Origin of the sequence: Phormidium yuhuli AB48 (assembly GCF_023983615.1) — a bacterium.
GTDB lineage: Bacteria > Cyanobacteriota > Cyanobacteriia > Cyanobacteriales > Geitlerinemataceae > Sodalinema > Sodalinema yuhuli.
The window spans coordinates 2471969-2497000 of record NZ_CP098611.1 but is presented as its reverse complement, the minus strand read 5'-3'; the positions used below and the strand labels follow the sequence as shown (position 1 = coordinate 2497000).

Annotated in this window: 18 protein-coding genes; 6 read left to right on the top strand and 12 right to left on the bottom strand. The window is 52.7% G+C overall.

All coding sequences use genetic code 11. From position 1 onward, the window contains the following. Positions 1–154 precede the first annotated feature (154 nt). On the bottom strand, positions 155–3643 hold the full coding sequence (locus tag NEA10_RS10710) for an ATP-binding protein (RefSeq protein ID WP_252659698.1): 3489 nt from the start codon (positions 3641–3643) through the stop codon (positions 155–157). Positions 3644–3781: 138 nt separating this feature from the next. Next, positions 3782–4480 (bottom strand): Crp/Fnr family transcriptional regulator, encoded by a 699-nt coding sequence (locus NEA10_RS10705; RefSeq protein WP_252659689.1) that lies wholly within the window; start codon positions 4478–4480, stop codon positions 3782–3784. A 251-nt stretch (positions 4481–4731) separates the two neighbouring features. On the opposite strand from NEA10_RS10705, the gene hcp reads away from it, so the two are divergent. Next, complete coding sequence (gene hcp, locus NEA10_RS10700) at positions 4732–6363, top strand: hydroxylamine reductase (RefSeq protein ID WP_252659687.1); 1632 nt, start codon at positions 4732–4734, stop codon at positions 6361–6363. 4 nt (positions 6364–6367) lie between these two features. Here the strand turns inward: hcp and ribH are convergent, their stop codons facing one another. The 9 genes from ribH to NEA10_RS10655 form a co-directional block, all read right to left on the bottom strand. Then, a complete protein-coding gene (ribH, locus tag NEA10_RS10695; RefSeq protein WP_252659685.1) occupies positions 6368–6925 on the bottom strand; it encodes a 6,7-dimethyl-8-ribityllumazine synthase in 558 nt (185 codons plus the stop codon). A gap of 189 nt (positions 6926–7114) precedes the next feature. Next, a complete protein-coding gene (psbZ, locus tag NEA10_RS10690) occupies positions 7115–7306 on the bottom strand; it encodes a photosystem II reaction center protein PsbZ (protein ID WP_252659677.1) in 192 nt (63 codons plus the stop codon). An 82-nt stretch (positions 7307–7388) separates the two neighbouring features. Beyond that, the gene (locus NEA10_RS10685; RefSeq protein ID WP_252659668.1) at positions 7389–8291 is read right to left on the bottom strand and encodes a universal stress protein; all 903 of its coding nucleotides are present in this window, start codon (positions 8289–8291) and stop codon (positions 7389–7391) included. A gap of 169 nt (positions 8292–8460) precedes the next feature. After that, entirely contained in the window at positions 8461–8655 is a 195-nt protein-coding gene (locus tag NEA10_RS10680) for an NblA/ycf18 family protein (protein WP_159788768.1), read from the bottom strand. 274 nt (positions 8656–8929) lie between these two features. Next, the gene (locus NEA10_RS10675) at positions 8930–9667 is read right to left on the bottom strand and encodes a PP2C family protein-serine/threonine phosphatase (protein ID WP_252659666.1); all 738 of its coding nucleotides are present in this window, start codon (positions 9665–9667) and stop codon (positions 8930–8932) included. A 36-nt stretch (positions 9668–9703) separates the two neighbouring features. Beyond that, a complete protein-coding gene (locus NEA10_RS10670; protein ID WP_252659663.1) occupies positions 9704–11488 on the bottom strand; it encodes an ABC1 kinase family protein in 1785 nt (594 codons plus the stop codon). Between the two features lie 50 nt (positions 11489–11538). Beyond that, positions 11539–11868, bottom strand: a complete 330-nt coding sequence (locus tag NEA10_RS10665) for a DUF6825 family protein (protein ID WP_252659661.1) — start codon at positions 11866–11868, stop codon at positions 11539–11541. Positions 11869–12033: 165 nt separating this feature from the next. Next, the gene (locus NEA10_RS10660) at positions 12034–13584 is read right to left on the bottom strand and encodes a serine/threonine-protein kinase (RefSeq protein ID WP_252659659.1); all 1551 of its coding nucleotides are present in this window, start codon (positions 13582–13584) and stop codon (positions 12034–12036) included. Positions 13585–13790: 206 nt separating this feature from the next. After that, complete coding sequence (locus NEA10_RS10655) at positions 13791–14312, bottom strand: hypothetical protein (RefSeq protein ID WP_252659650.1); 522 nt, start codon at positions 14310–14312, stop codon at positions 13791–13793. Between the two features lie 197 nt (positions 14313–14509). Between NEA10_RS10655 and NEA10_RS10650 the strand changes: the two genes are divergently transcribed. The 3 genes from NEA10_RS10650 (at position 14510) to NEA10_RS10640 (ending at position 18176) form a co-directional block, all read left to right on the top strand. Then, positions 14510–15901 (top strand): hypothetical protein, encoded by a 1392-nt coding sequence (locus NEA10_RS10650; RefSeq protein WP_252659648.1) that lies wholly within the window; start codon positions 14510–14512, stop codon positions 15899–15901. A gap of 133 nt (positions 15902–16034) precedes the next feature. Beyond that, entirely contained in the window at positions 16035–16979 is a 945-nt protein-coding gene (thrB, locus tag NEA10_RS10645; protein WP_252659646.1) for a homoserine kinase, read from the top strand. Between the two features lie 48 nt (positions 16980–17027). After that, complete coding sequence (locus tag NEA10_RS10640) at positions 17028–18176, top strand: cysteine desulfurase family protein (protein WP_252659645.1); 1149 nt, start codon at positions 17028–17030, stop codon at positions 18174–18176. Here the strand turns inward: NEA10_RS10640 and NEA10_RS10635 are convergent. Continuing rightward, positions 18173–20704: a CHAT domain-containing protein gene (locus NEA10_RS10635; RefSeq protein WP_252659644.1), complete on the bottom strand. Its 2532-nt coding sequence runs from the start codon at positions 20702–20704 to the stop codon at positions 18173–18175. The genes NEA10_RS10640 and NEA10_RS10635 overlap by 4 nt on opposite strands. 403 nt (positions 20705–21107) lie before the next feature. Here NEA10_RS10635 and NEA10_RS10630 point away from each other — a divergent pair, with 403 nt between their 5' ends. Continuing rightward, positions 21108–23912: an MASE1 domain-containing protein gene (locus NEA10_RS10630; protein ID WP_252659643.1), complete on the top strand. Its 2805-nt coding sequence runs from the start codon at positions 21108–21110 to the stop codon at positions 23910–23912. A gap of 37 nt (positions 23913–23949) precedes the next feature. Next, positions 23950–25032 (top strand): ATP-binding protein, encoded by a 1083-nt coding sequence (locus NEA10_RS10625; RefSeq protein ID WP_252659639.1) that lies wholly within the window; start codon positions 23950–23952, stop codon positions 25030–25032.

The following is a 25032-nucleotide window of genomic DNA, read 5'->3' as shown; positions in this document are numbered from 1 at the left end:
TGTTCCCTGGCTTATTATCCTTTTTATCATACAAACCATTCCTTTGAGTAAAAAACAGCTATTTTTCTGATAACGTTCTAAAAAATCGTAATTTGAGAGATTAGTCGGCATAGAAAAAATAAAACGACTCAACGAAGGGGAGCTAACCCCTGAGCTATGACTCGGGAGTTGCCTCTAGGAAATCACGAATTTGCTTTATCTTAAACTCTTGGGCTAACTCTTCAATGTGCTCGGCAAATTGTTGATACCTGGGAGTTTGTTCTGACAATTGTTTAACTTCCTCCACCAGTCGATTTAAGAGTCCTTGTCGAGCCAAATCCAAAAATCGCTCAATGTTCTCAAGGGGGGGATAGTAAAGGCCTCCCTCCGGGCTATCTGGGGGAGTGAGAGAAGTTGTCATGTGAGAAGATTCTTGCTGCTCATAGATCCAAGAGATGGCAATAGTATCGGATATTTTTTGCAGAAGTTCATCAGCTTGTACTGGTTTGGGTAGAAAATCATCTCCACCGGCTGCTAAGCTTTTATGTTGATCAATGGCCAGAACACTGGCCGATGACACGATAGTGGGGGTTGCGTTAATCTCTGGATGTTGTCGCAAGGCTTTCAGGAAGGTAAAACCATCCATTCCTGGCATCGCCAAATCAGTAATCACAAGATCGGGCCGCTGTTCAAGGATCATCTTTAGCCCCTGTTCTCCCTCCTCAGCTTCGATTACCGTAAAGCCGAGGGGGGTTAAAAGATTGAGAATCACCGAGCGATTTTCCCATCGATCATCAATAATTAGAAGTGTTCGGCGATCGCCCTCATAGCCAACAATTTTACCCAAATCTGACTGGGTAAGAGAGTTTACCCAGTCTTCAGCCGGTTCCAGGGTCGCCACAAAGCTAAAACGACTTCCTTGGTTGGGCGTACTCCTCACCTCAATTGGACTCTCCATTAACTCTAAAATTTGCCGAGTGATGGCTAAGCCTAAGCCAGTTCCTTCCGCTTGTCGTTTTCCCTCCCCCACTTGTTCAAAGGGAAGAAAAATTTTGTCTAGTTGTTCCGGTGTCATCCCCACCCCAGTATCGGTAATCTCAAACTCAACCCGGTACGGTGACGCTTCCTGAGACGCACTGTTTCCCGCCTCAGCCTCTGGAGACTCCAGAACGGATACCTTAAAACAGACATTTCCTTTTGGAGTAAACTTAATGGCATTACCCAGGAGATTAATTAAGACTTGCCGCAAGCGTTTCTCATCCGCTTTGACTCCTATGGGGAGATGGGGATCTGCCAGATAGAAAAATTCAATTTGCTTGGCTTGCGATCGCACCCGACAAATTTCAACGACCCCCTGCAAAAACGCCGGAAAATGAAACTCACTGGGGTGAAGTTCCATCTTCCCAGCTTCAATTTTAGACAAGTCCAAAATATCGTTAATCAAGGTCAGCAGGTGGCCCCCACATTGCTGGATAATCTCAACCCCATGTAAATCCTGTCCTGTGAGTCTTGCCGATCGCTGTAAAATCTGGGCATAACCCAAAATTCCATTGAGGGGTGTTCGTAACTCATGACTCATGCTCGCCAGAAAATCGCTCTTAGCATGATTCGCCGCATCCGCCAGTTCCATGGCCTCTTGCAATTCCGCCGTTCGCTCCTGAACTCGCTGTTCCAGTTCCGTGGCCCAACGCCGCAATTGTTCTTCCGATTGGCGTAGAGCCTCTTTCGCCTGTTTTTGCTCCGTGACATCCCGCAAAATCGCCAGATATTCCCGAGAGGCCTCCGTTTCCAACAGGGATAATCCTACTTCCACCGTCCCTGAATCCGTCCCTCGCTTAAAATCCTGTTCACTGATGCGGGGAGCCGTCTCAATATCCCTGGGAAAATGGGGGAGATACTCCCAGAGCGGTCGTGTCAGCAGTTCAAAGCCCGGTAAATTAAAGAGGGAACTGGCAGCGGGGTTCACTTCCTGAATGACCCCCTGACTGTCGAGAACCATAATGGCATCATCGGCAACGCGGAAGAGCAATTGAGCGCGATCGCGGGTCTCTACAATGGCCTCAGCCTGGGGTAAACTTGTCCAGCAGGCGATCGCCACTCCAACAAACCCCACCGTAAGCAAGAGCAATACCAGCAAATTGGCTGAGACATCAGCTAACGCTGCCGGATTCGTCGTTGAGATCATCCACACATGAGATTGCCAACTCAAAAACGTCGCCCCACATAGCAGAAGCAACAACATACCCACCTGAACCGCCACAAAGTTCTGAAAATTATCTCCCAGTTTCCGACGGTAGAGACGAATCCACCAATCGGTTTGAAAGAGGAAAAAGCGATTTTGGGCAATCGCCGCATCAAACAGCAGAACCACAATAGGAAACGCTAACCCCAGTAGTAAATCCCAACCACGCCACATCAGCCCCCCCACAACCAACACCGTGGCTTCCAAGAGGAAAAAGGCCAGGGAGCAGCGAGGTAGCCAGGAGCTATTGGTTCCCCGTTTGAGCCACATTCCCAAATGCAGTAGCATGGCACTCGAAAGATAGCCCGTTCCCGTCACCATCACCACCCGTTCCACATCTCCCCATAACAGACAGAGAAGACTCAGGGCAAAGGTAAAGCTTAGGCCAGGCCCAAAGGCCCCCCGTCGAGACACCACAGCAAACACGGGTGATAGATAGCGATCGCGGGATAATTGATAAAGAACCCGAGGACTCAGGGCCACCGCCGTGGCCGAACTCAGGAGACAGCCTGAGGCAATCAGAAACGTCACCAAAACTGGGGCCGCATTCCCCCAAAAGGGACGGGAGACAGCCACTAACTGCACGAAAGTATTGCTGCCCAATTCCGGATCACTCGCCAACCGCATCAGTAACCAAGAGCCTCCCGTGTAGATAATCGGCAGGAGAATGGCAGCAAATGTTAGACTGCGAAGAGTTTTATAGGGTTTTTGATTATCAGCCACAAATACGGAAGCCGTCTCACAGCCATAGGCCGCATATACGGCCAAGAAATACCATTTAGCCCAATCTCCCACCGCAAAAGGGTCCCACTGACTGGGAAAAAAGCCTGGACTATTGGGGGAGAGAGCTAACCAACCTAGGCCCTGGGTACAAAAAACCAGGAAAAACCCCACGGCCGGCAGAATAAAGAATAGATGTAAGATACTAATGGCCCGAGTGCCGCTGTAGGCTACAATAAACGGCACCGAGGTAAAGATGATTCTTAATAAGCCTTCCGGAGCATCAATTCCCAGGGTTTCTAGGTTGGCAGCAATCAAGCCCGCCAAAACAATGCCATTCATCGAAGGAACCGAAACCCAGCCCAAAAAGTAACCAATCGCCCCATACCGAGCTAAAAAGGGGTGATTATCCAGGAGCCGGGTGATATAGTTGGGCGTTCCTCCCGAGACGTTGGGATATTGGCTGCCCAGATGTTTCACCTGGAGATTGTAGAGAACCCCGATTATCGTGGCGACGAGCCAAACCCAAATCAGCGGTTGCCCAATATCTGCATTAGAGGCGGGGCCGGGGCCGAGCCAGAGTAACAAACCACTCAAACCGAAGCCCCAAACCTCTAAAACACTAAGGAGTCGGGGCAGCTTAAGCCGGGGAAGGGATTCTACAGAACCGGAGTTAGTGGGAGGAGCAAGCCAGCTAAACATTGAGCGTTCAAGACTGGGAATGCACGCCGCAAAGGTTAAACAATGATCCCCTCTGAACGTGACAAGAGCAAGGTTAAGCTAGTTGATTTCGTATTAGTTATCCATGTTAACTAAAAAACCTCGTTCTGCAAACGTCAGTTAGCCAGATATTCCACTTACTCCTGAGTCTCCGGCAGCTAAACGTCGTAAACCCTCGCAATCACGGATTTTAACCTGTCTTGCTTCAACCTCAATCAGTTGAGCTTGAGTCAGTTTTGCGAAGGTCCGAGATAGGGTTTCGGGAATTGTCCCCAAAAAAGCGGCTAACTGTCCCTTAGCCAGATCCAGCTCGACTGGGTTAGCATTTTGGCGATCGCTCAACTCCAGCAAGTACCCTGCCAAGCGACTCGATACGTCTTTCAGGGAGAGCGTATCAATGAGATTAGCAAAGCGTCGTAAATTTCGGGATAAACCCGCCAGCAAATTAAAGGCCAAGCTCGGGTATTGTTCCACCAAGGCCAGAAGCGCTTGACTAGGAATCAAGATGACCGACGTTTGTTCCAACGCCGCCGCCGAGGCCGGATAACAGCCTCCATCAAAGGCGGGGACTTCGGCAAAGCGATCGCCCCTTTCAAACCAATGTAAAATCTGTTCTTTCCCATCTGGGGAAGTTTTATAGACTTTCACCCGTCCCGACTGCACCAGAAAGAAGCCCAAACAGCGATCGCCCTCAAAAAAAATCGGCTCCCCCTTCTCATAGTGCAGAGGTTTAGCAATCGCCGACATAGCATCAATTTGCGATTCTGGCAACCGCTCAAACAAATCAACCTGACCTAAAAACTCTCGAATCTCTTCCATCGTTCCCAAAAACTCTCCCAACCCTTCACAAGACCACTATACCCCCCCAAAACAAGCCCCCACCTCGACTATCCCCCCTTGCCCCTTGCCCCTTGCCTCTTCCCCCCTCCTCTTCCTCTGTGTCCTCTGTGCCTCTGTGGTAACCCTCTTGCCTCTTGCCTCTTGCCTCTTGCCTTCTTGATCTAAGTCAAAGACATCCCCCCAGCTCCCAGCCTAAGCTGAAACCAAGCAATCAACGAGGGATGTCAATCATGTTTTGTAGCCAATGCGAACAAACCACCCGAGGCGAAGGCTGTTTCAACTGGGGAGCCTGCGGTAAAAGCCCCGACGTTGATGCCTTACAAGACCTTCTCACCCATGCCCTGCGGGGACTCGCCGAAGTCGTCATCGAGGCTCGTTCCGCCAATCTAAATCTGCCCACCGCCAATCGTTTCGCCTGTGAAGCCCTCTTCGCCACCCTCACCAACGTCAACTTCGACGGCGATCGCTTTGCGGCTTATATTCAAGAAACCGTGGAACGGCGAGAGTTCCTACAACGGCAATTCCCCAAAACCCATCCTTGGTCAGACTTAGCCCAATTCCAACCCGCCGGCGATCGCGATCGCCTCATTCAACAGGGCAAAGAAGCTGAATATCAATTCATTAGCCAAGGCTCGGGGGATGTGGACATCTTCTCCCTCAAACTCACCGTTCTCTATGGCTTAAAAGGAATCGCCGCCTACGCCCATCATGCCGCTGAACTGGGGCAAGAGAGCGATCGCGTCTATGACTACTTCTACGATGCCCTAGCCGCCCTGGGACGAGGAGATCTCGACCTCAACGACTGGGTCAGCCTCGCCCTAAAACTAGGAGAAATCAACCTCCTCGCCATGGAACTCCTCGATGCGGCTAACACCGGGGCCTACGGTCATCCTGTCCCCACCGCCGTTCCCATCACCCCACGGCCCGGCAAAGCCATTCTCATCTCCGGCCATGACCTCAAAGATGTGGAAGCCCTCCTGCAACAAACAGCCGGCAAAGGCATTGATGTCTACACCCACGGCGAACTCCTCCCGGCCCATGGCTATCCTCGCCTCAAACAAACCTACCCCCATCTCTACGGTCACTATGGAACCGCATGGCAAAACCAACCCCAGGAGTTTTCCGCCTTCCCCGGTCCCATTCTCATGACCACCAACTGTCTGATGCCCCCCAACACCAAGTACGAAGACCGCGTCTTCACCCTCGGGGCCGTTGGCTATCCCCATCTCCCCCATCTAAGCCGCGAGGACCTCTCCCCTGTTATTGAACAGGCCCTGGCCCTACCGGGTTTTACAGAAACCCCAGAGCGGCGAACCGTTACCACCGGCTTTGCCCGTAATGCGGTCCTAGGAGTTGCCGATACAGTGGTTGAAGCAGTCAAAGGGGGTCAGATTCGTCACTTCTTCCTCGTGGGCGGTTGTGACGGGGCGAAATCGGGACGGAATTACTACACCGAGTTCGTCGAAAACGTCCCCGACGACTGTGTTGTCTTGACCCTGGCCTGTGGCAAATTCCGCTTCTTTGACAAAGACTTAGGGGAGATTGGCGGCCTACCACGACTGATGGACGTGGGGCAATGCAATGATGCTTACTCCGCCATCCAAATCGCCTTAGCCTTAGCCGACGCCTTTGATACGGATGTGAATCAACTGCCCCTATCCATGGTTCTGTCCTGGTACGAGCAGAAAGCCGTCTCCATCTTGCTCACCCTTCTCCATCTCGGGATTCGCAATATCCGCCTCGGCCCAACTTTGCCCGCATTCATCTCACCCCGTGTCTTTGAGTTGCTCTCACAAACCTACAACCTCCAGGGAATTTCTACCGCTGAAGCCGATTTAGCCGCTTGTCTAGCGGGACGGTAACTCTCTAGTGAGGAGAGGCATCACGCATTAGAGGACGGCCCTCTCCATTGGGGAGGGCTTGGGGATTTGGGGTCAGGTCTGAATCTCCGCCAATTTGACTCATTAAACTCGCCATTTCCAGGGCATCCATGGCGTAGTTCCAGCCCAGATTACTCTTAATTCCGGCTCGTTCGAGGGCCTGCTGCATGGTATCCGTCGTCAGAACCCCGAAGATGATAGGGACTCCGGTTTGGAAGCCGGCCGCTGCGACTCCCTTGGAGACCTCCGCCGCTACGTAGTCAAAATGAGGGGTATGACCGCGAATCACGGCTCCGAGGCAGATAATGGCGTTGTAATTGCCTTTGAGGGCCAGTTGCCGAGCGACGAGGGGAATTTCAAAGCTTCCAGGAACCCAAACATAATCCACTTGGGTTCCTTCTGGGTTGACGTCGATGCCATGACGTTTGAGGCAGTCCTGACAGCCACCGAGGAGCTTTTCGGTGACGAGATCATTAAAACGGGCGATAACAATAGCGAAGCGGTAAGGAGCGACGCTGGCAAATGTTCCTTCAAAAACTGCCATAAGTCTTAAGGGTGAGGACGAAGTGATAGTCAATAGAGATAAGACAACGAAAAACTGTAAAAAGCTTGACCTGGAAGCAGTTTTAGTCTCGTTATTGTCTTATCTAATGTGACTTATTCAAGAATAAACTTAACGAACCCTAGGAGGGATCCCAGGTGAGATTCCTCCTGATTTCGTTTGGGGATTGTTTTAAACGACGAGGTAGTTCAAAACACCCACGGCGAGAACTAGGGCCACCCAGATTCCTGAACCAATCCAGATCAGTCCTTTGGACTGATCCCAGTTTTGGGGAGAGGCGTAAGCTACGGGAACCCCAATCACCATAATGAAAGACCAGAAGACTAGGGCAGCTAAGCAGAGTTGAAAAATAATTGAAAACATTGTTTTGTTTAACGTCGCTGAATGTAAGGACTTTCACCCTATACTTATCACATTTCGGTCGCCAATTTCGGAGAATCTTGCCTCAGGCGGGATCGGGGAAGAAGAGAACGGGATGCCAACTGCGGCGTAAGAGGAGGTTGGCGAAGTTGGGCCGCGACCACTCCAGGAGGCGGGGAATGCTCGGGGAGTTGACGGCGATCGCACTGATGTCATACTCCATCGCCAGGCTCATCATAGCCTGCAACCGCTCTTGCTGTCGGACTTCGGTGGCGACGGTTAGATTCAACTGTTCTAGGTCTTGTTTGACGGCGGCGAGGACTGTCTGAGCATCCTCTAGGGTTTGCGATTGGGGAATCTCGCGGCGATGTTTGGACTCAATGGCCCAAGCTAGGAGACAGGATTCTAAGGAGTTCTCAGGGCGATCGCGGGCTACCTGAGTAATCTGTTGCACGAGACTTCTCGCCGTTTTGCTGTCATCATAGGCAATGAGGAGATAGCGCAACAGATGACGGCAGCGTAGATCGAGTTCTTCTTCGGTGTAGGTGGACATCAAGGCCGGACGGATGACCAAAAGAGGAATCTTAATTCGTTCTACCAGCTCAGCGGTGGTACTGCCAAAGAGTGTTTCATTCAGGAGAGTTTTGTTGTTGGCCCCCAGCAGCACGAGGTCACAGTGATGGGTTTTAATGGTGTTGAGGATGTTCTCGACAATGCGATCGGATTCAACCACCACCTCTACCTTGACGCCATCGGGGACGTTCTCCTGGGCAGTAGAAAGGTATTGACGAGCGGCTTCCATCGCGGGTTTATCCACTTTGGCAACGCCGCGATCGTCATCGAGTCGAACGGAGTGGAAGAAAACGAGTTTACGGATTCCTGATGCGGCAAGGCTAGGAACGAAGCGAACCAGGCGATGTAGACCGTCGTGTAGGTCAGTGCAGATGAGAAGGTTTTGAAACATATAAGGCTTGCGTCCCAAAGACATGATTCATTCCTAGGGTAGTCGAATTTGTTGTTACCTAGGTAGTCAGTGAGAACTAGCCAGCCGGGTGAGGGAGTCTTCAGTAACGCCCCAGCATCCCCAGATCGTTTCCCACAAGTGGGGAACTGAGCCAGAGACGGAGGTCGTTCTGAGACAGTCTTAGGACATGGCTCTACGACATTCCGTTGGGTTCAATGCCCCATTGGTGTTTGAGCAGATTTTTGTAGGTTACCTCGCGCAACATCATTTGTTCGTACAGTTTCAGAAGGAACTGTTGGGCTTGCTCATGGCTCATTTGAGCCACTTGGGTTTCAAAGGAACGCAGACTAAACTGCTGTTCGAGACTGAGTTGGATCGGTTGGTCCATGGAATGTACCTCTCAAGCGAATCGTCTCGTCAATACAGGAACTGGGTCAGCGCCTCTCAAGACGGGCTTAACCCTAAGGTTATGACCTCCTTGAGAGTGCCTTATCCTGTCTTGTTACAAAATATAACAAATGTTTGACATAAACTGCAACATCTGCACCCAGATATTTTTTAGGACGGGACTACCTCGATTGAGGTTCCCGATCCTCTGACCCATGTTTTAGCAATTTGTCAACGGTAAAAATGCTCATTATGAACCCCCTGTTCCCGATTCCCTAAAACTTCACCAACACAACGGTGATGTTGTCTCGTCCTCCCTCCGCCTTCGCTATTTCAATGAGGCGGGTCGTGGCTTCGTCACAATCTTTGCTAGCGGCGAGTTCGGCGGCGATGCGATCGTCGGTGAGTTCTTCGCTGAGTCCATCGCTACAGAGAAGGAACTGATCTCCGGGGAGAACATCAAGACCGCGAATTTCGAGTTCACCCATATCTTCCCGGCCGAGACATTGGGATAACACATGACGCCAGGGATGTTCTCGGGCTTCCTCCGCCGGGAGAACTCCGGCTTTGATGGCTTGGGCAACCCAGGTATCATCTTCCGTGACTTGCTCTAGGGTTCCATCACGGAAACGATAAATGCGAGAGTCTCCTAAGTTGGCACACCAAACCTGACGAATGTCACCATCAGAACCCGGTTGCAGCAAGATTGCCACAGCGGTTGTCCCCATATCGGCATTCTCAGGATGAACCAGTTGATCCTCCATGATGGCCTTGTTCGCCCCCAGAAACGCTTTTTTCAGAAGGGTAGCGGGTTGATCGTCACAGTTGTAGCCAAGATCGAGGTAATGACAGATGGCATCCTTGGCAATGCGACTGGCATCTTGTCCGGCAGCATGGCCTCCCATTCCGTCGGCCACAATGAAGAAGCGCCCGGCGTCGTCGATGTGGTAAGCGTCCTGGTTGACGGCTCGGATTAGACCTTTATCGGTCTGGCCGGCAAAGGCTGGTTTCATACCTGAAAGTTATAAAATTGCGGGTGATAGAGAAAATCAGAAGCGATCCGCTCGGTTAATGCGCGCCATGAGTCGAAGCAGGGCGATGACTAGGACGATCGCCACGACGGCGACACCTCCGGCTAACCAAACTTCGCCACTGACTACTAAGATCGTAGCGGACAACGTCAACGCACTCACAAGGAGGGTGTAATTTGTTGTCATTTGCATGTTACTCATGCGTCGCAGTAGGCGATCGGTTTCTGTCGCCCGCACTCGCACTCGTACATCGCCTCGTTCTAGTTTATCGAGACTATCTTCGATACGCCGAGGTAGGCCTAGGGCTGTTGAACTCACCTCACTGGCTTGACGGCTGAGTTCCGAGAGAATGCCATTGCTGTAGTCTTCTCGTCCTTGGTTCATAAGATCAAACGCGAACGGTTTCGCCACCTCCATAAAATTAAAGTCGGGATCAAGCCCTTTGCCAACCCCCTCCAAGGTCGAAAAGGCACGCATGACAAAGGTAAAGGTTGCTGGAAAGCGGAAAGGCTGGTCATAGGCAATTTCATAGAGGTCATCGGTGATGGCTTCCACGGACTGCTCCTCAAAGGGTTTATCCATGAGGTTATCCAGAATGTATTGAATCGATCGCCGGACTGGACCGAGGTCTTGCATGGGGGCTAAGGCTTCCACCGCAATCAGGGCTTGAACGACGCGATCGCTGTCCCGTTGGGCAATGCCAAAAAACAACTCCATTAACTTCTGTCGTAAGTTGGAGGTAATCTGCCCCATCATGCCGAAGTCATAGAAAATCAAGGCACCATCAGGACTCACGGCCAAATTCCCGGGGTGAGGATCGGCATGGAAGAAGCCATGATCTAAGAGTTGATTGAGGTAGGCGATCGCCCCCAAACTGGCTAAATGCTTACGATCCAACCCAGCGGCTTCTAAGGCTTCATAATGGCTGATTTTGATACCCGGGCGATATTCCAGGGTTAAGACCCGGGAGGAGGTATATCGCCAATAGACACGAGGAACCCGCACCCAGTCGACGCCACGAAAGTTGCGGCGGAAGGTATCGGCATTGCGGCCCTCGTTGAGGTAGTCAATTTCCAGATAGAGAATGCGGCAACATTCATCATAAATGCCCATCCAATCGCGACCCTTGCCCCATTTGGAGTGATTTTGCAGGTAGAGGGCCACACCCCGGGCGATACCCAAGTCAATATCAAAGAGTCGCTTTAACCCAGGTCGTTGGACCTTAACGACGATTTCCTCACCACGTTTGAGCTGGGCCTTGTGGACTTGGCCTAAACTGGCGGCGGCAAGGGGAACCGGGTCAAAATAGCGATAGAGTTCTTGAGCGGGTTTGCCGAAGTCTTCCTGAATAATCTCGTAGGCCAGTTGAGAACTAAAGGCGGGAACCCGATCCTGGAGTTTGGACAATTCCTCCACATACTCCGCCGGAAAGATATCAGAACGGGTCGAGAACAGTTGTCCGAGTTTGATGAAGGTGGGGCCGAGTTGTAGGAAGGTCTCCCGAATCCAGATGGCCATGCGACGACGGCGTGCCGCTAATTTGGCATCACTGTAGCCGCCCCAATAACTCCACTTGCGTTCATTCAGCCACAAGTCAAAGAGAAATCGGCCCACAAAAGACCAAATCTCAATGCGGCGGCGGTTGCGGGAGTAGTTGGGACGGTTCCAACGGTAGGAGGAAGCGGTCGGAAGGAGGGAGCGATCGCCGGGTGGCTGGCGCTGATGATCACTCGAGGGGCGATCGAGGGGCGATCGCTCAGGGCGGGTCGATTGGGGCAAGGAATCCTCAGACAGGGCAGACACTCGACGTTCTCGATGAAGTTGGCGGGTAGATGGAGGAAATCGTTGTGGCGTTAGTCGTGATCACCACGATTACGGTAGCGTTGCAGTTCAGAGCGTAATTCAGCAATTTCTGCCCGCAATCCGTCAATGAGAGCCTGTAAATCCTGATCTGTAGACACAGGACGACTCCCCGACGAGGGGCCGGCAGCGTTGCGATCGGACTCAACCCGCTCCGCTCGTTCCACAACTCGTTCAGAGAACTGACGTAGGTTCTCCCGTTGTTCAGCGTCAAACTGACCAAAGGCACTGAGGGAGTTTGAGACGGTCCGTTCTAGGACTGCGCCGATTTCTTCTGCGAGGATACGACCAACAAAGAAGGCGTGAACCGGGGACTTACTCATGTGTGGATTTGATTATTAAGCTTCCTTAACAAAATTATAGCAGTTCTAACTCGGGGTGACGCCGCGATATCACCCGCAAACCGCCGCCGTTCCCAGATCACTGAGGAACGGGAGCGTGGTGCAGACCCCTAGGGGCAGTCAGGGGTGAGTTCTTTGAGGATTGACTTAACTTTGAGTGGAACTGCCAGGGGGAACTTGCTTATCATAGCCTCGCTCCCAGGGGATGTCCTGAACGCCATCGGGCACTTTGGCTTCAGGATTTGCACCCCAGTCCGGCTCGCTCCCCCAAGGCCGTTCTAAGGACTCGGGAACCGGCTCAGACCAATTCGGCACATCCAGGGGGTCATCCCCGGTAAAGGGCTGCTCTGTTTGGGGGGGAGCATCGTAACGGTCGAGGTGATCCAGGTAGGGGGCTGGCTCAGGAACTGGGTCAGGGAGGTACTCAGGGGGAGCCGTCTCAGCATAGGGGGCTGGGTTAGTTTGGGGTCGGCGTTCAGGAAGGGAACTGGGTTCCGACCAAGAGGAGGAGCGATCGCGGCTCTCGGGTTCTGGTGCTTGCCAACGGTTCCGGGTATATTCGGCATCCGGGTTGGGTTCACCCGGGGTCCAGGCATCAATCTCTAGGAGGGGATTCTCCCCGTTACCGGAGCGGCCGGAGTTCGGGGACTGTGAACTGGGTTCACTGCGTAACAGTTGAGAGGGGTCAGATTCTGGAACACGACTCATTGCTGACCGCAGGCTCATCATGGCTGCCGCTCCGCCAATGGCGGCCACCACAGAGGTTGTGGCGAACAGAGCCGGAACCCAAGGACGCTGAAAGATTGACCGGGCTGGGGTCAGCTCAGCCGTGATGGGGGCCGACGGTTGAGGGGCCGCTGGACGGGAACGGTGAGTCCTGGGGCTCGGGTCTGTGGCGTCTGGGAGTTGGGCTAACCAGTCGCGAATGCTTCCAGGACGGGTCTGGGGGTTGAGATCGAGACCGATGAGAATCGCCTCTTCCAAGGCGGGGGCTAGGGGAGTGCCATCATCTAAGGACTTGAGGGGGACGCGATCGCGCAAGGGGGCACTAGCGGGGGGCTGTCCGCTCAGGAGGTAGTAGGCCGTAGCGGCCAGGGCATAAACATCAGTGGCTGGGCTAGAGGGAGCGCCATTGTACTGTTCTGGGGCGGCATAGCCGGGAGAGAGTAGACCACTGTAGGTTTGACCCGCTCCTGCGGTTAGGTCTCGGGTTAAGCCGACCTCAACTAGGACCAGCTGATCGCTCCCTGGCACTTGCAGAATATGGTCAGGTTTAATATCTCGGTGCAAGAGTCCCTGCTGGTGAAGGGCCTCGACCCCTTGGGACAATTGCTGAATGACGGTTAGGGCCTCCGGGGCTGAGAGCGGACCTTGATGGTTGATGCGGTCCACCAGGCGATCGCCAGGGACATACTCTAAAACCAAAAAGGCCTGTCCTTGCTCATCAAATAAATCCAAGACCCGAGCTAGGTTGGGATGCTGACAACGGGCCAGCAGCCGTGCCTGCTCAACGAACTGGCGGGCAAACTCGTTGCGATTAGGATGACTTAGTAAGGTATCACCTAAGGTTTTGAGAATGACGGGCTGCCAGAGCTGCCCGTGGGTTCCTCGGTAGGTCGCGCCAAAATAGCCCTGACCTAGCGGGGCTTCGATCGCATATTTCCCGTGATTGAGGAGGGTTCCTGCCCGAACATTCATAAACTGAAATGTAAAGTTTTTCCCATGCTAATGTCTTTTGACCATTTATCCCAGGGGTTAGACCCATCCCATTCGAGGGTTACTCCGGATAAATATCAAGGTGTCATGACATTTTCCTGAACTGGGGAATGGCGATCGCCCCCTGACTGTCCCGATGAGGCCGCCTGGGAACCCATCCCCGCTGCCATGTCTAAACCCACAGACCCTCATGGAATCCGGAAAGAATGGGGACGAACCTGAATTTGACCCTGTTCATTAAGGGAAAACTCCGGCAAGTTAACGGTGTACAGATGAAGACAGCCCTGGGCTTTCAACTCAATCAACTGTTGTTTCACCTCATCAATAGACTGATTAAGCTGACTTACCCCTTGGCGAGCCCGAGCAGTTTGCTCACTGCGGCGCTCCAAGTCCGCCAGAGCGGCTTCGAGATCATCGAGTTCATCCGCCTTTTGCTGAATTTTTTCTTGTGTCCAAGCGATGGCTACCTCGAGTCCCTCCACTTTAGCCTTCCACTCATAGCGAGCTAAAGCCGCCTGGGTTGCTGAGGCTAACAGGGTTTCAGGAGAGGTACCCTGGGGTTTTTCCGCTGGCTTCTGAGCCTGGGTCTGGGCCTCTTCCAGTTGAGGCACGAGACGGTTAAGATGGTCTTGCAGCGATTGGAGTTCAATTGTCAACGCCTGTTGACGGCTGAGAAAATCGCTGATGGAGGCTTCGTTATCTAGAGACATGGTCGGTTCTAAATCAGGCTGAGCAGAAAATTTACGGGAGAATGGCGTTTGTGGTGTCAAATCCATTGAAATCAATCCTGAACAATTTCGGCAACCGGTCGGGCTTCAGGTTATGCTGGCAGAGGATAGGTGCATCGACAGTTTAGGTCGTCTGCCACCGTATGCACGGGAATCAGGGAAACAATCACGAGGGATTGATGGAGCTAGAAGTTGCTTACCAACGCTGCCTGGACAGCCTAGTCGGCTCAATTTCGGAACTGGCAGCCCCCCCACCGATGGAGGAAATCGAACCAATTGCGTCATTGATCGTACAGGCGATGACGGGACAGTGGCGGTATTTCCATACGCCGTCTCACATTTTTGAAGTGGGCGGCTCGGATGACCCCATTGAGGTTCTCTCGGCACTCTTCCATGATTTAGTCTACGTTCAGGTCGACTCAGGCATTAATCTCAACGTTAGTCGTTACATCTGCTCCTACATTGAGGAACTCAACGGCAAACTGTCCATTCTTCCCTCGGAGCGGTTTCCTGAGGATGCCAACGTCTTGATGGTTTTGTCGGTTTTCGGCTTCACTCCTGAACAAGTCCTAGACCCGTTTCGGGGGCAAAATGAGTTCCTCAGTGCCATCATCGCGATTAAGGCCTTAGAGCCCTTTTTATCTCTGGGAGACCTAGTACGGATTGCCGCCTGCATTGAAGCCACAATCCCCTTCCGAGGGGTATCTGCTGAAGGCTGGACAGCGAGCGATCGCTTAGAACAGCACCTGACTCGCACCCGAGATCAGTTCCAGCTCGACTGGCAGGATGACGACATTTATAAGGCCGTCAAGCAGGCCGTGCGTCTGGCCAATCGGGATGTGGAAAACTTTGCCCTCCCTAATTCGGCTGAATTCCTAGATAATACCTGGAATCTCCTGCCAGAAACCAATCACGAGCTCATTAGTGCCAACTCCTATACCGTTCGCGGTTATCGCCGTTCGATTCAGAAGATGGAAGGCTTTATTAACTTCCTAAAGCCGGAAGTGGTTTTCAGTCAATATCGCGGTGAGCCGGATGATGAAACTTACGCTGGACTGGTGGAACGCACCCGCAAGAACCTGGAAACGGCCCAGTTATACCTAGGGGTGAAACTGATTACCATTGCCGTTCTCGAAGCCCTTTCCTATCGCCTCGGGCGCAATGTTCACATCTCCACCATGATGGGCGAGTTTCCTGAAGCAGGGGTGAAAACTCCCGCCTTAGCCGAGTTTTTGCCCCATCTCTCCAATGATTGTCCTCCCTCAACCCAACGAGAGGCGGAAGTGCTGCAACTGCTAAGCCAGGGGCGCACTCGGGAGTCGGCCTATGATTTAAAAAATTCTCCCTTAGCCACGTTCATTATCGAATCGGTTGGCTTTGATTGCGTTAGTGAACTCCTAGCCGCCTCTAAGGAGTTCCTCAAGGGAGACCTCCCCGCTGAAACCTTCCTACAACATCGCTTTTTGCGCCAAGGGCGAGTGGATGTGGTCGACGTCGTTACCCAAGGGGTATTGGAGTTGGCCAAACATCGGGCCGACCTGATCCAGGGTCATCAAGCGGTTCAAGTTTAGGCGATCGCCCCGTTAGCCCCCCAAGCCTGAGATGGCCCCGCTCTAGGATAGAATTTTCTCAGCGGGCGATCGCAGGCTCGGACACGGGGCGATCGTCACGCTCCTGTCCGCCAACTCCCTGTTATCCACCTGAATGCTTCATCCGTTTACTGTCACCGTCCCGGCTACCACGGCAAACCTCGGACCCGGTTTCGACTGTTTAGGGGCAGCACTGTCGTTACATAACCGATTTTCCTTTTTGCCTGCCCAGAAGAGCAAAACTGAGGGGCCCTCAGGGTCTGGGGTGACGATTCAGGTGCGAGGCGAGGAAGCGGCACGGGTAGCGACGGGGGCTGAGAATTTGGTCTATCAAGTCTTTTGTCAGTTCTTTGAAGCGTTGGGCCAAACACCTCCGAGTTTACGGTTAGAGATTGAGTTGGGAGTGCCCCTAGCCCGAGGGTTGGGGAGTTCTGCTACAGCCATAGTTGGCGGCCTACTCGGGGCCAACTATTGGGCCGGGAATCCCCTGAGTCTCCAGGCCTTGATGCGCATGGCAATTGACTTAGAAGGCCACCCGGATAACGTGGTTCCAGCCCTGTTAGGAGGCTGCCAGTTGGCCGCTAGTGATAACCAGGACTGGTTCCATTGCACAGTGGCGTGGCATCCTGAAATTGTGCCCGTAGTGGCCATCCCCCACTTTGAACTCTCCACTGCCGCCGCTCGGCAAGTCCTGCCTCAAGACTACTGTCGGGCTGATGTGGTCTTTAATACCGCCCATTTAGCCCTACTGGTCAAAGGTCTGGAAACTGGAGATGGGGAACAGTTACGGGTGGGAATGCAGGATCGGGTTCATCAACCCTACCGTCAGAAATTGATTCCTGGCTATGGAGCGGTGCATGAGGCGGCAGTACAGGCAGGGGCCTATGGTTTGGCGATTAGTGGTGCGGGCCCGACTCTCTTAGCCCTGACATCAACGGCAGATGCTCCGAGAGTGGTGGCCGCCATGGAACAGGCCTGGCAGAGGCAGAAAACTACGGTTACAGTGCGATCGCTGAGCCTCGATCGCCAGGGAGCGAATATTTCTAAGTCTGTAGGCTAGCCTAGAAGGGGGGGATGTGGATGATCGCAACTATCAGGAGAGATCCCCATGCAAATCTACTTAGACCATAGTGCCACCACACCGACCCGCTCAGAGGTGATTGAGGCCATGGGGCAAGCACTGACTCAGACCTGGGGCAATCCCTCAAGTCTGCATCACTGGGGAGAAGCCGCCGCCACAGCAGTGGAAATAGCCCGTCTTCAGGTAGCTGAGCTGATTCAGGCCCCAGCGGAGTCGATTGTCTTCACCAGTGGCGGCACGGAAGCCAATAATTTAGCCTTGCTAGGAGTTCTGCCACGGCAGCCGGGCCATCTCATTATCTCGGATGTTGAACATGCCGCGATCTCTGAACCGGCGAGGCGTTTGCAGGACCAAGGCTGGCAGGTGACTCGTCTTCCGGTAACACCCCAGGGCCGGGTCCAGCCTGACGATCTCTTGGGGGCCCTGCGTCCTGATACCGCCCTCGTATCCGTGATTTATGGTCAAAGTGAGGTGGGTACGGTTCAACCCATTGCCGAGTTGGCGGCGATCGCCCGGCAGCATGAGGTGTTATTTCATACGGATGCGGTTCAGGTGGCGGGACGATTGCCCCTGAATGTGGAGGAGTTAGGGGTGGATTTGCTCTCCCTCTCTAGTCATAAGCTCTATGGCCCCAAAGGGGTGGGTGCTCTCTATGTTCGCCCAGGACTGTCTCTACAGCCCCTGTTGGCTGGAGGCGGCCAGGAGAGGGGCCGACGTTCAGGAACCGAAGCGGTGCCGAATATTGTAGGTTTTGGGGTGGCAGCTGCTCTGGCGGCTGAGGAACTCGCGGCAGAACAGCAACGGCTGCAAGGGTTGCGCGATCGCTTCTTTGAGCATCTAGCTGGGGTTTGGAGTCTTCAGGTGACGGGCGATCGCCAGCATCGTCTGCCCCATCATGTTAGCTTTTTGGTAGATGCAGATGATAGCCAGGGGAAACCCATTACCGGTAAAGCTCTAGTTCGACAATTGAACTTAGCGGGAATTGCCATTAGTTCCGGCTCCGCCTGTCATAGCGGGAAACTCGCCCCCAGCCCGGTTCTTTTAGCCATGGGCTATCCTGAACGCCTCGCTCGGGCAGGAATCCGTCTGACTCTTGGGCGAGAGACGACGGAAGCTGATATTGATTGGACAGCGAGAGTTCTAAAGCCTTTGGTCACGGGACAGCGACCGGTTTAACGCCATGTCCCAATGAGAATAAAGGGAGACCAGACTCCGGGGTGACTGTAGAACTGACTCTGAATTGCCTCTTTTTGGGCCGTTTGTAGGGCTTGGGCTTTGGTGATGTTGGGGTTTTGCAGTTGCTGATAAAAGGTGGTGATGAGTGTTACGGTGGCTTCGTCGTTGATGAACCAAAGGCTAGCTAGGGCTGTTTTCGCCCCCGCCCGCACCGCAACCCCAGCAATTCCCAGAGCAGAGCGGTTGTCCCCGGCAGCCGTTTGACAGGCACTCAGAACCAATAACTCAAGGGGTTGGCGACTGCTGCCGGCATAGCGACGCGATCGCAATAGCTGATCCATCCCGTCGATGGTGATGTGATCGTCAAAGGCCAGCAAAAAGGTACTCTCCGCATCGACTCCAAACTTGCCATGGGTGGCTAAATGCACAATTGAATAGGGATTCTGAAGCAATTCTTGCTCTAGATTGCCCACAGTAAACTCTTGGTCGAGTAACGATAATCCCCCAGTTAGGTTCTGAATCTCCCTTACTTCCCGCCTGACGTTATTGAGGGCGGCAAAGGGGGGAATTTCGACGGTTAACCCCGCAATCAGAGTTCGTCCTAGTCGAGAGGTGCGGCGGCTCGTGGTGGTTAAGCCTAAACTTGGGGTAGTGGCTAGGGCATAGGACTCCACTAAAAACCGCTCACCATCATGGAGGGCCGCTACAGGGGTTTTACGGAGTACCCCATCTTGGATAAAAACCAGGGTTTCTGGGGCGATCGCCTCTAAGTCAGGTTCCAAAGGACGCACCAGCCAATCATAGAGGCGCTGGGCGGGAATTAAATATTCATTGGTTCCCCGTTTTTCTAATAAGCTACGAAAGTCATTGACCTCACGTTGAATATCATTTTTCGCATGAGGGACTCTGTAGCTGCTGAGGGTTCCATCAGCTTTCTGTAACACTAAAAAGGTCGCTTCATCTAGGATAATACTATAGATAATGACCGCTTTTGTATCGGATAGCTGCCCATTTTCAAGGACTACAGATTGAGCTACGTCAACACAATCATCCCCAAAGAAATTACGAAGTTCAGCTAACTTAAGGCGCTCTAAAATATCTAGAGTTTCCTCAAGTTTAGTTTGGGACGTTCCCGGGGTTTCCCCTTTCAGAAGCAAAGCAATGAGTTCACGATAAACTGGCTCAACGGCATCCCGAAATTCAAACTGGAGATCGCGGCTAGTCGCAATTAAATCACCGCGTAACTGATCTAAACTATTGGTGGCCGCTCGATAGTGATGTAGGGCTAAGGTTAGCTCTCCCCTTGCGTGATAGATGCGGCCCGCTTGCCATTGCCAACGGTAGAGACTATCAAAGGCGGAAATTTCCTGAGCGGTAAACTGAGCTTGTTGGGTTAAACCCAAAGCAATGTCATACTGCTGATCCTGTTCATAGAGTGCTCCTAAGCTGCCTAGGGCAAAGGATTCAGCCCGAGAATCGGCAATGGAGCGAGAGAGGTGGATCGCAGTTTCGAGCAGCTGATGGGCTCGGCTAGGTTGCGCTGGGGACTGCTGTTGAGCTAGGTAAATCAGGGCAAAGACTTTATCTCGTGATGGAGGTAAGGGCGCGAGGAGCGGTTCAATCTGCCCACGAATATGTTCTTGTTCCTCCTGACGATCCGGGAAAAATTCCTTGAGGAAACGGTGAGCATTAAGGAGACTACGAACTTGGGTTAACCCTCCCACCTGCTCCCCTAAGGTGAGGCTTTGCTTGAGTCGCACCTCAATGGCTTGGCGATCGCCCTCGAATTGAGCTTGGGCCCGCTGGGCTTCTACGTCTTCTCCCTCATTAATGGCCACTTCTTGTTGATATTTAGCGCGACGGGCCCGGAAGCTGTGGGCGTTGGCTAGGTTACTCAGGGCTGTGGCCATGGCCGGGGGGTCATCAAGGGCTTGAGCTAGGGCTAGGCTGGCTTCATGGGCTGTGATCGCCTTATCATAACGGCCGAGGGCTGAGTAGGCATTACCTAAGGCTCCCTGACGGGCCAGTTCACTGGGGCGATCGCCCTCCACGTCGTCACGAGCAGTCAACAACAGCTCTAGGGCCCGCTGATGTTGCCCCATACTGTCATAGAGCTGGGCCTGTTCAATGCGGATTTGCCCTTGAGTCAAGGAAGATACATAGGACTCTGCCCGAGGATCAGTGTCTGCTAATTCTAAGACGTGTTGCCAATGAAAAATGGCGTCATTGGGGGCATGACCCAGACGTTGGTAGGCATTGGCGAGATTCCGATGCAACGCGATCTCTCTGGCGGGGGTTAAGGTTTGGCTGAGGGCCTGTTGCCACTGGGCGATCGCCTGTAAATAGTCTCCTTGTTCATAGTAATCTAGTCCTAAATTCAGGGAGTCATCGCGGGAAATATTTTGGGGGACAGAGGCAGGGGAGATTGGCGCAGAACTCTGTGAGAGAGCCGGATAGGTCAAACTTAACCAAAAACTCCCTAAACAGAGCATGAGCCACAGTAGCCATGCTTTAAGGGCAGGTGTCATGGGTGATCGGTAATGACGGCCGGGACATCAATCATCAGGGGCATTGGGGAGAGCTTCCCTCATCGTGCCCTCATTCTAACCGGGCAGAAGCATCAACTGTTTGGGGATGACCCTGAATCCATATTTTACGACTCAAGTATCACTATTGTCCGTAAATTGTCCCGAACCCGGCCAAGCGATTCAATCTAAGCCCAGATAGGTGAACGATCTTGAACCCAATTTTTTAGAAATAGGGCCAAAGTTCCGTAACACTTCCGTATTCTAGAGTGTTAAGCTCTCCTTACACTTGATAGGCTAGGGATAATGCTACAATCAACTAGCATCAATTTCGGTGACGAACGCTTTTTTTTGAGTTCAGCGGCAGTATACCTTGCTACCATTCCCTAGATATCCTTAAATCGTTATGGCTGCTTTTTTCGGCTGGAAACATCGGGGCCAGATGCTCCTCCCCAATCTGGCTCTTGCCGTAGGGATGTATGTGGTGTTAACTGTCAACTTGAGTTTTTTGACCCTATCCCCAGGAGTTGGGGCACCGGTTTGGATTGCGGCGGGGATGGCCATCGCCATCTTAGGGGTTTGGGGTAATAGCACCCTCATCGGTTTAACGATGGGGGTGTTTCTGTTTAACCTCAATCGCTATCTAGAGACTCCAGAGGACTCATTACTCTGGACAGTGCTGATTTTTAATCAAATCCTAGAATATTGGCTCGGAGCGAGACTGTTACGGCGTTATACCCACTGTTCTCCCGGCTTTGAGTCCTTGCGAGACGTTTTCATTTTTGCTGGCTTAGTGGTCACGATTCCGGCATTGGTGAGTGCCATCTTCGCAACCCTTGCTTTGAGTAATATTCGAAACCTCTCCGGGGCCGAGACGCTCACCCTATGGCAAACCTGGTTCACCAGCAATGCTACGGGAATTTTAGTGATTACACCTCTGGTTCTGTCCTGGAGCGATCGCCGTTGTTCCCAGGTCTATCGACAACGGGATTGGCTCCATATTAGCCTGATCACTGCCTTGGGGGTGGCGATCGCCTATAGTGCTTTTTTCCGAGATTATCCTATTGAATATAGTCTCCTCCCCCTCTTGGGCTGGGCAACGTTTTATTTCGGCTGGCGAGAGGTGACCAGTCTCGTGACGCTGATAACAACCCTGGCCATTATCGGGACGGCTAATGGGGTAGGAACCTTTGCTCGTCCGTCAGTGGCAGCGTCTTTGGTTCTTTTGCAATCGTTTATCAGTGTCATTGCCCTCAGTGCTCTCGTGTTATGTGCCTTAGTCCAAGAGCGTCGCGCCGCTGAGAAACAACTAGAGCAGTATAACCAGGAATTAGAACGGCGAGTCGCCCGGCGAACCGCCTCCCTTCACCAAAGTCAACAGGATTTATCCCGTGAACAAACCTTTTTGCGCAATGTCATTGATACCAACCCCAGTCTGATTGAGGTTCGTGATGCGAGCGATCGCTTTGTCTTAGCGAATCAAAGCCTGGCTGAGTTTTATGGAACCTCCGTCGAGGCCCTGATTGGCCGTAAGAAGGACGAGCTAACGGACTCGACGGGAGAGTCTATCCCCTGTGACCGTTCAACTCAACCCAAGGATATCCGCGCCTACGAAACCACCATCGTCAATGGTAGGGGTGAAAGACGATGTTTGTATTGTCTAGAAAAACCCCTAATCGTTAAACTTTCACAGACTGAAACCGCTCATTACTGGTTAAAGGTTGCCACAGATATCAGCGATCATAAAGCTGCTGAACAGGCCCTCAAACAGGCCCGAGAAGCCGCAGACTTGGCTAATCGAGCTAAGAGTGAGTTCCTGGCTAATATGAGTCATGAACTGCGAACTCCCCTCAACGGTATTCTCGGCTATGCCCAAATTCTCAAGCGTCACCCTCACAGTGCGTCGCAGCGTCAAGGAATTGATGTAATTTATCAATGTGGCTCTCATTTACTCACCTTAATCAATGACATTCTCGACCTCTCGAAAATTGAAGCCCGGAAAATGGAACTTCATCCGTCCGATGTCCACTTTCCGAGCTTTCTAAGAGGGGTCTCGCAACTCTGTCAGATTAAGGCTGAACCTAAAGGACTCGCCTGGATTTATCAGGTGATGACACCAATTCCTGATGCGGTTTGCCTGGATGAAAAGCGTTTACGGCAGGTTCTGATCAATCTCTTGGGTAATGCTGTTAAATATACAGAAATGGGTCAAGTTACCTTTCAAGTGGCAGTCATTGAGCATTTAGAGCAAGGAGTTCGCATCCGGTTTGAGGTTGAGGATACCGGGGTGGGGATGAGTCCGGAACAGCTAGAGCGAATTTTTCAGCCGTTTGAACAGGTGGGTAAAGCTGCCCAAATGGCTGAAGGAACGGGATTGGGGCTAGCCATTTCCCAAAAGATTGTTCGCTTGATGGGAAGTGAAATTCAGGTCAGAAGTGAGATTAATCAAGGAAGTTGCTTTAGCTTTGATCTAGTTTTGCCGGTAGCTCAGGGGTGGTCTGCTGTCACCAGTCCTCCCTGTGATCAAATTGTGGGCTACCGTGGCCCACGACGGAAGATTTTGCTGGTGGATGACAAGGCCGAGAATCGTGGAGTTCTCCACAGTTTGCTCGAACCCTTAGGCTTTGATATTTTGGAGGCGGTGAGTGGTCAACAAGGGTATGATTACACCCTAGACCAACGGCCTGATTTGATTGTGACGGATTTGGTCATGCCGGGGTCAGATGGGTTTGATCTGATTCAGTGGCTACGGAAGATTCCTGAGTGTGCTAGGCTCCCGATTATCGTGTCTTCGGCTAGTGTGTTTGAGGAGGATCGCGATCGCAGTTTGAACGTGGGCGGTAATGCCTTTCTGCCGAAACCGATTCAGGCGGAGGAATTGTTACATCTCTTGCAACAGCTTTTAAACCTGGATTGGGAGTATGGGGCAATGGAGAGCTCAGTTGAGGTGAGGGATGATTCGGGTCAAGGGATAGGTGACGTGGATGGCTCCGCTGACCTGGTGCTACCGGAACCAGAGGTGTTAGCGCAACTGCTAGATTGGGCCAAACGGGGGAATCTTAACCGGATTCGCGGCTGGTCCCAAGGGGTGATTGAGCAGGGGGGAGATTCTCAGGGGTTTGCCCAGGAACTGGGACATCTGGCTCGACAATTTCAGGAGCGGGAGATCCTCTCGATGTTGCAGGCGGCGTTGCGATCGCCTACAGTCTAAGCGCAAGGTTTGAGCGCATTCTGAGCGAGTCCTGATTATGGTTCAAGTCCGTCCCGGCTTAGAGATCCAGTTTGCAGAGGAGTTGGCGGCGTTACAGGAGATTGATCGGCGGCCCCGTCCGCCTCAATGGCAATTATCCCCCTGGGCGGTACGAACCTATCTGATGGGGGGAACCCTAGAGACGGGGGTGGAGATTACCCCGAAGTACATTGGTTCAGCTCGGACCATTGAGGTGGCGATCGCCACATTAGTGACGGATCAGGCATTGTTGTTGTTGGGGGTTCCGGGAACGGGGAAGTCTTGGCTTTCGGAACACTTGAGTCTGGCGATTTCGGGCCATTCCCGCTTTTTGGTTCAGGGGACGGCGGGAACCCCGGAGGAGGCCCTTCGCTATAGCTGGAATTATGCCAAACTTTTGGCTCAAGGGTTTTCGGGAGAGGCGTTGGTGGCCAGTCCGGTGTTGCGGGCCATGGAAGAGGGGGCGATCGTTCGCATTGAGGAACTGACGAGACTCCCAACGGATGTTCAAGATTCTCTGTTAACGATTCTCTCGGAGAAACGCTTACCCATTCCAGAGTTGAAGGAGGATAGTTTCGCGGTGCAAGGGTTTAATCTGATTGCAACAGCGAATCAGAAGGATCGGGGGGTGAATGACCTCTCGATGGCCCTGAAACGTCGTTTTAATACGGTGGTTTTACCGCTTCCGGCAACCTTAGAGATGGAGGTGGAGATTGTTCGCCGTCGGGTGGAGGCGTTGGGGATCCCCTTAGGATTACAACCACAAACGCCGATTGTCGAGGAAATTCGCCGGGTGGTGACGGTGTTTCGGGAGTTGCGTCAGGGGAGAACGGAGGATGAACATCGGCCGTTAAAGTCCTCTCAGGAGCTGTTGAGTCCGGCGGATGCCATTTCGGTGGTGAATCAGGGATTGGCTCTGGCGGCTCATTTTGGGGAGGGCCAGCTACAGCCGAGGGATTTACTGGTGGGAATTCGGGAACTGGTAGTTCAGGAGTCCCCCCAGAATGCGATCGCCTGGGAAGAGTATTTAGACACGGTGATTCGAACTCGTCCGGGTTGGGACAGGTTTTATGAGGCGGGGAAGTCGTTGAGCGTTCACTGA

Bases quoted from the DNA above. Each gene is read 5' to 3' on its own strand.
- NEA10_RS10665 (WP_252659661.1), bottom strand. From the start codon at position 11,868: ATGAGTAAGTCCCCGGTTCACGCCTTCTTTGTTGGTCGTATCCTCGCA.
- NEA10_RS10675 (WP_252659666.1), bottom strand. From the start codon at position 9,667: ATGAAACCAGCCTTTGCCGGCCAGACCGATAAAGGTCTAATCCGAGCC.
- NEA10_RS10710 (WP_252659698.1), bottom strand. From the start codon at position 3,643: ATGTTTAGCTGGCTTGCTCCTCCCACTAACTCCGGTTCTGTAGAATCC.
- psbZ (WP_252659677.1), bottom strand. From the start codon at position 7,306: ATGTTTTCAATTATTTTTCAACTCTGCTTAGCTGCCCTAGTCTTCTGG.
- NEA10_RS10625 (WP_252659639.1), top strand. From the start codon at position 23,950: ATGGTTCAAGTCCGTCCCGGCTTAGAGATCCAGTTTGCAGAGGAGTTG.
- NEA10_RS10680 (WP_159788768.1), bottom strand. From the start codon at position 8,655: ATGGACCAACCGATCCAACTCAGTCTCGAACAGCAGTTTAGTCTGCGT.
- NEA10_RS10685 (WP_252659668.1), bottom strand. From the start codon at position 8,291: ATGTCTTTGGGACGCAAGCCTTATATGTTTCAAAACCTTCTCATCTGC.
- thrB (WP_252659646.1), top strand. From the start codon at position 16,035: ATGCTTCATCCGTTTACTGTCACCGTCCCGGCTACCACGGCAAACCTC.
- NEA10_RS10630 (WP_252659643.1), top strand. From the start codon at position 21,108: ATGGCTGCTTTTTTCGGCTGGAAACATCGGGGCCAGATGCTCCTCCCC.
- NEA10_RS10650 (WP_252659648.1), top strand. From the start codon at position 14,510: ATGGAGCTAGAAGTTGCTTACCAACGCTGCCTGGACAGCCTAGTCGGC.
- NEA10_RS10655 (WP_252659650.1), bottom strand. From the start codon at position 14,312: ATGTCTCTAGATAACGAAGCCTCCATCAGCGATTTTCTCAGCCGTCAA.
- NEA10_RS10705 (WP_252659689.1), bottom strand. From the start codon at position 4,480: ATGGAAGAGATTCGAGAGTTTTTAGGTCAGGTTGATTTGTTTGAGCGG.
- NEA10_RS10635 (WP_252659644.1), bottom strand. From the start codon at position 20,704: ATGACACCTGCCCTTAAAGCATGGCTACTGTGGCTCATGCTCTGTTTA.
- NEA10_RS10640 (WP_252659645.1), top strand. From the start codon at position 17,028: ATGCAAATCTACTTAGACCATAGTGCCACCACACCGACCCGCTCAGAG.
- NEA10_RS10660 (WP_252659659.1), bottom strand. From the start codon at position 13,584: ATGAATGTTCGGGCAGGAACCCTCCTCAATCACGGGAAATATGCGATC.
- ribH (WP_252659685.1), bottom strand. From the start codon at position 6,925: ATGGCAGTTTTTGAAGGAACATTTGCCAGCGTCGCTCCTTACCGCTTC.
- hcp (WP_252659687.1), top strand. From the start codon at position 4,732: ATGTTTTGTAGCCAATGCGAACAAACCACCCGAGGCGAAGGCTGTTTC.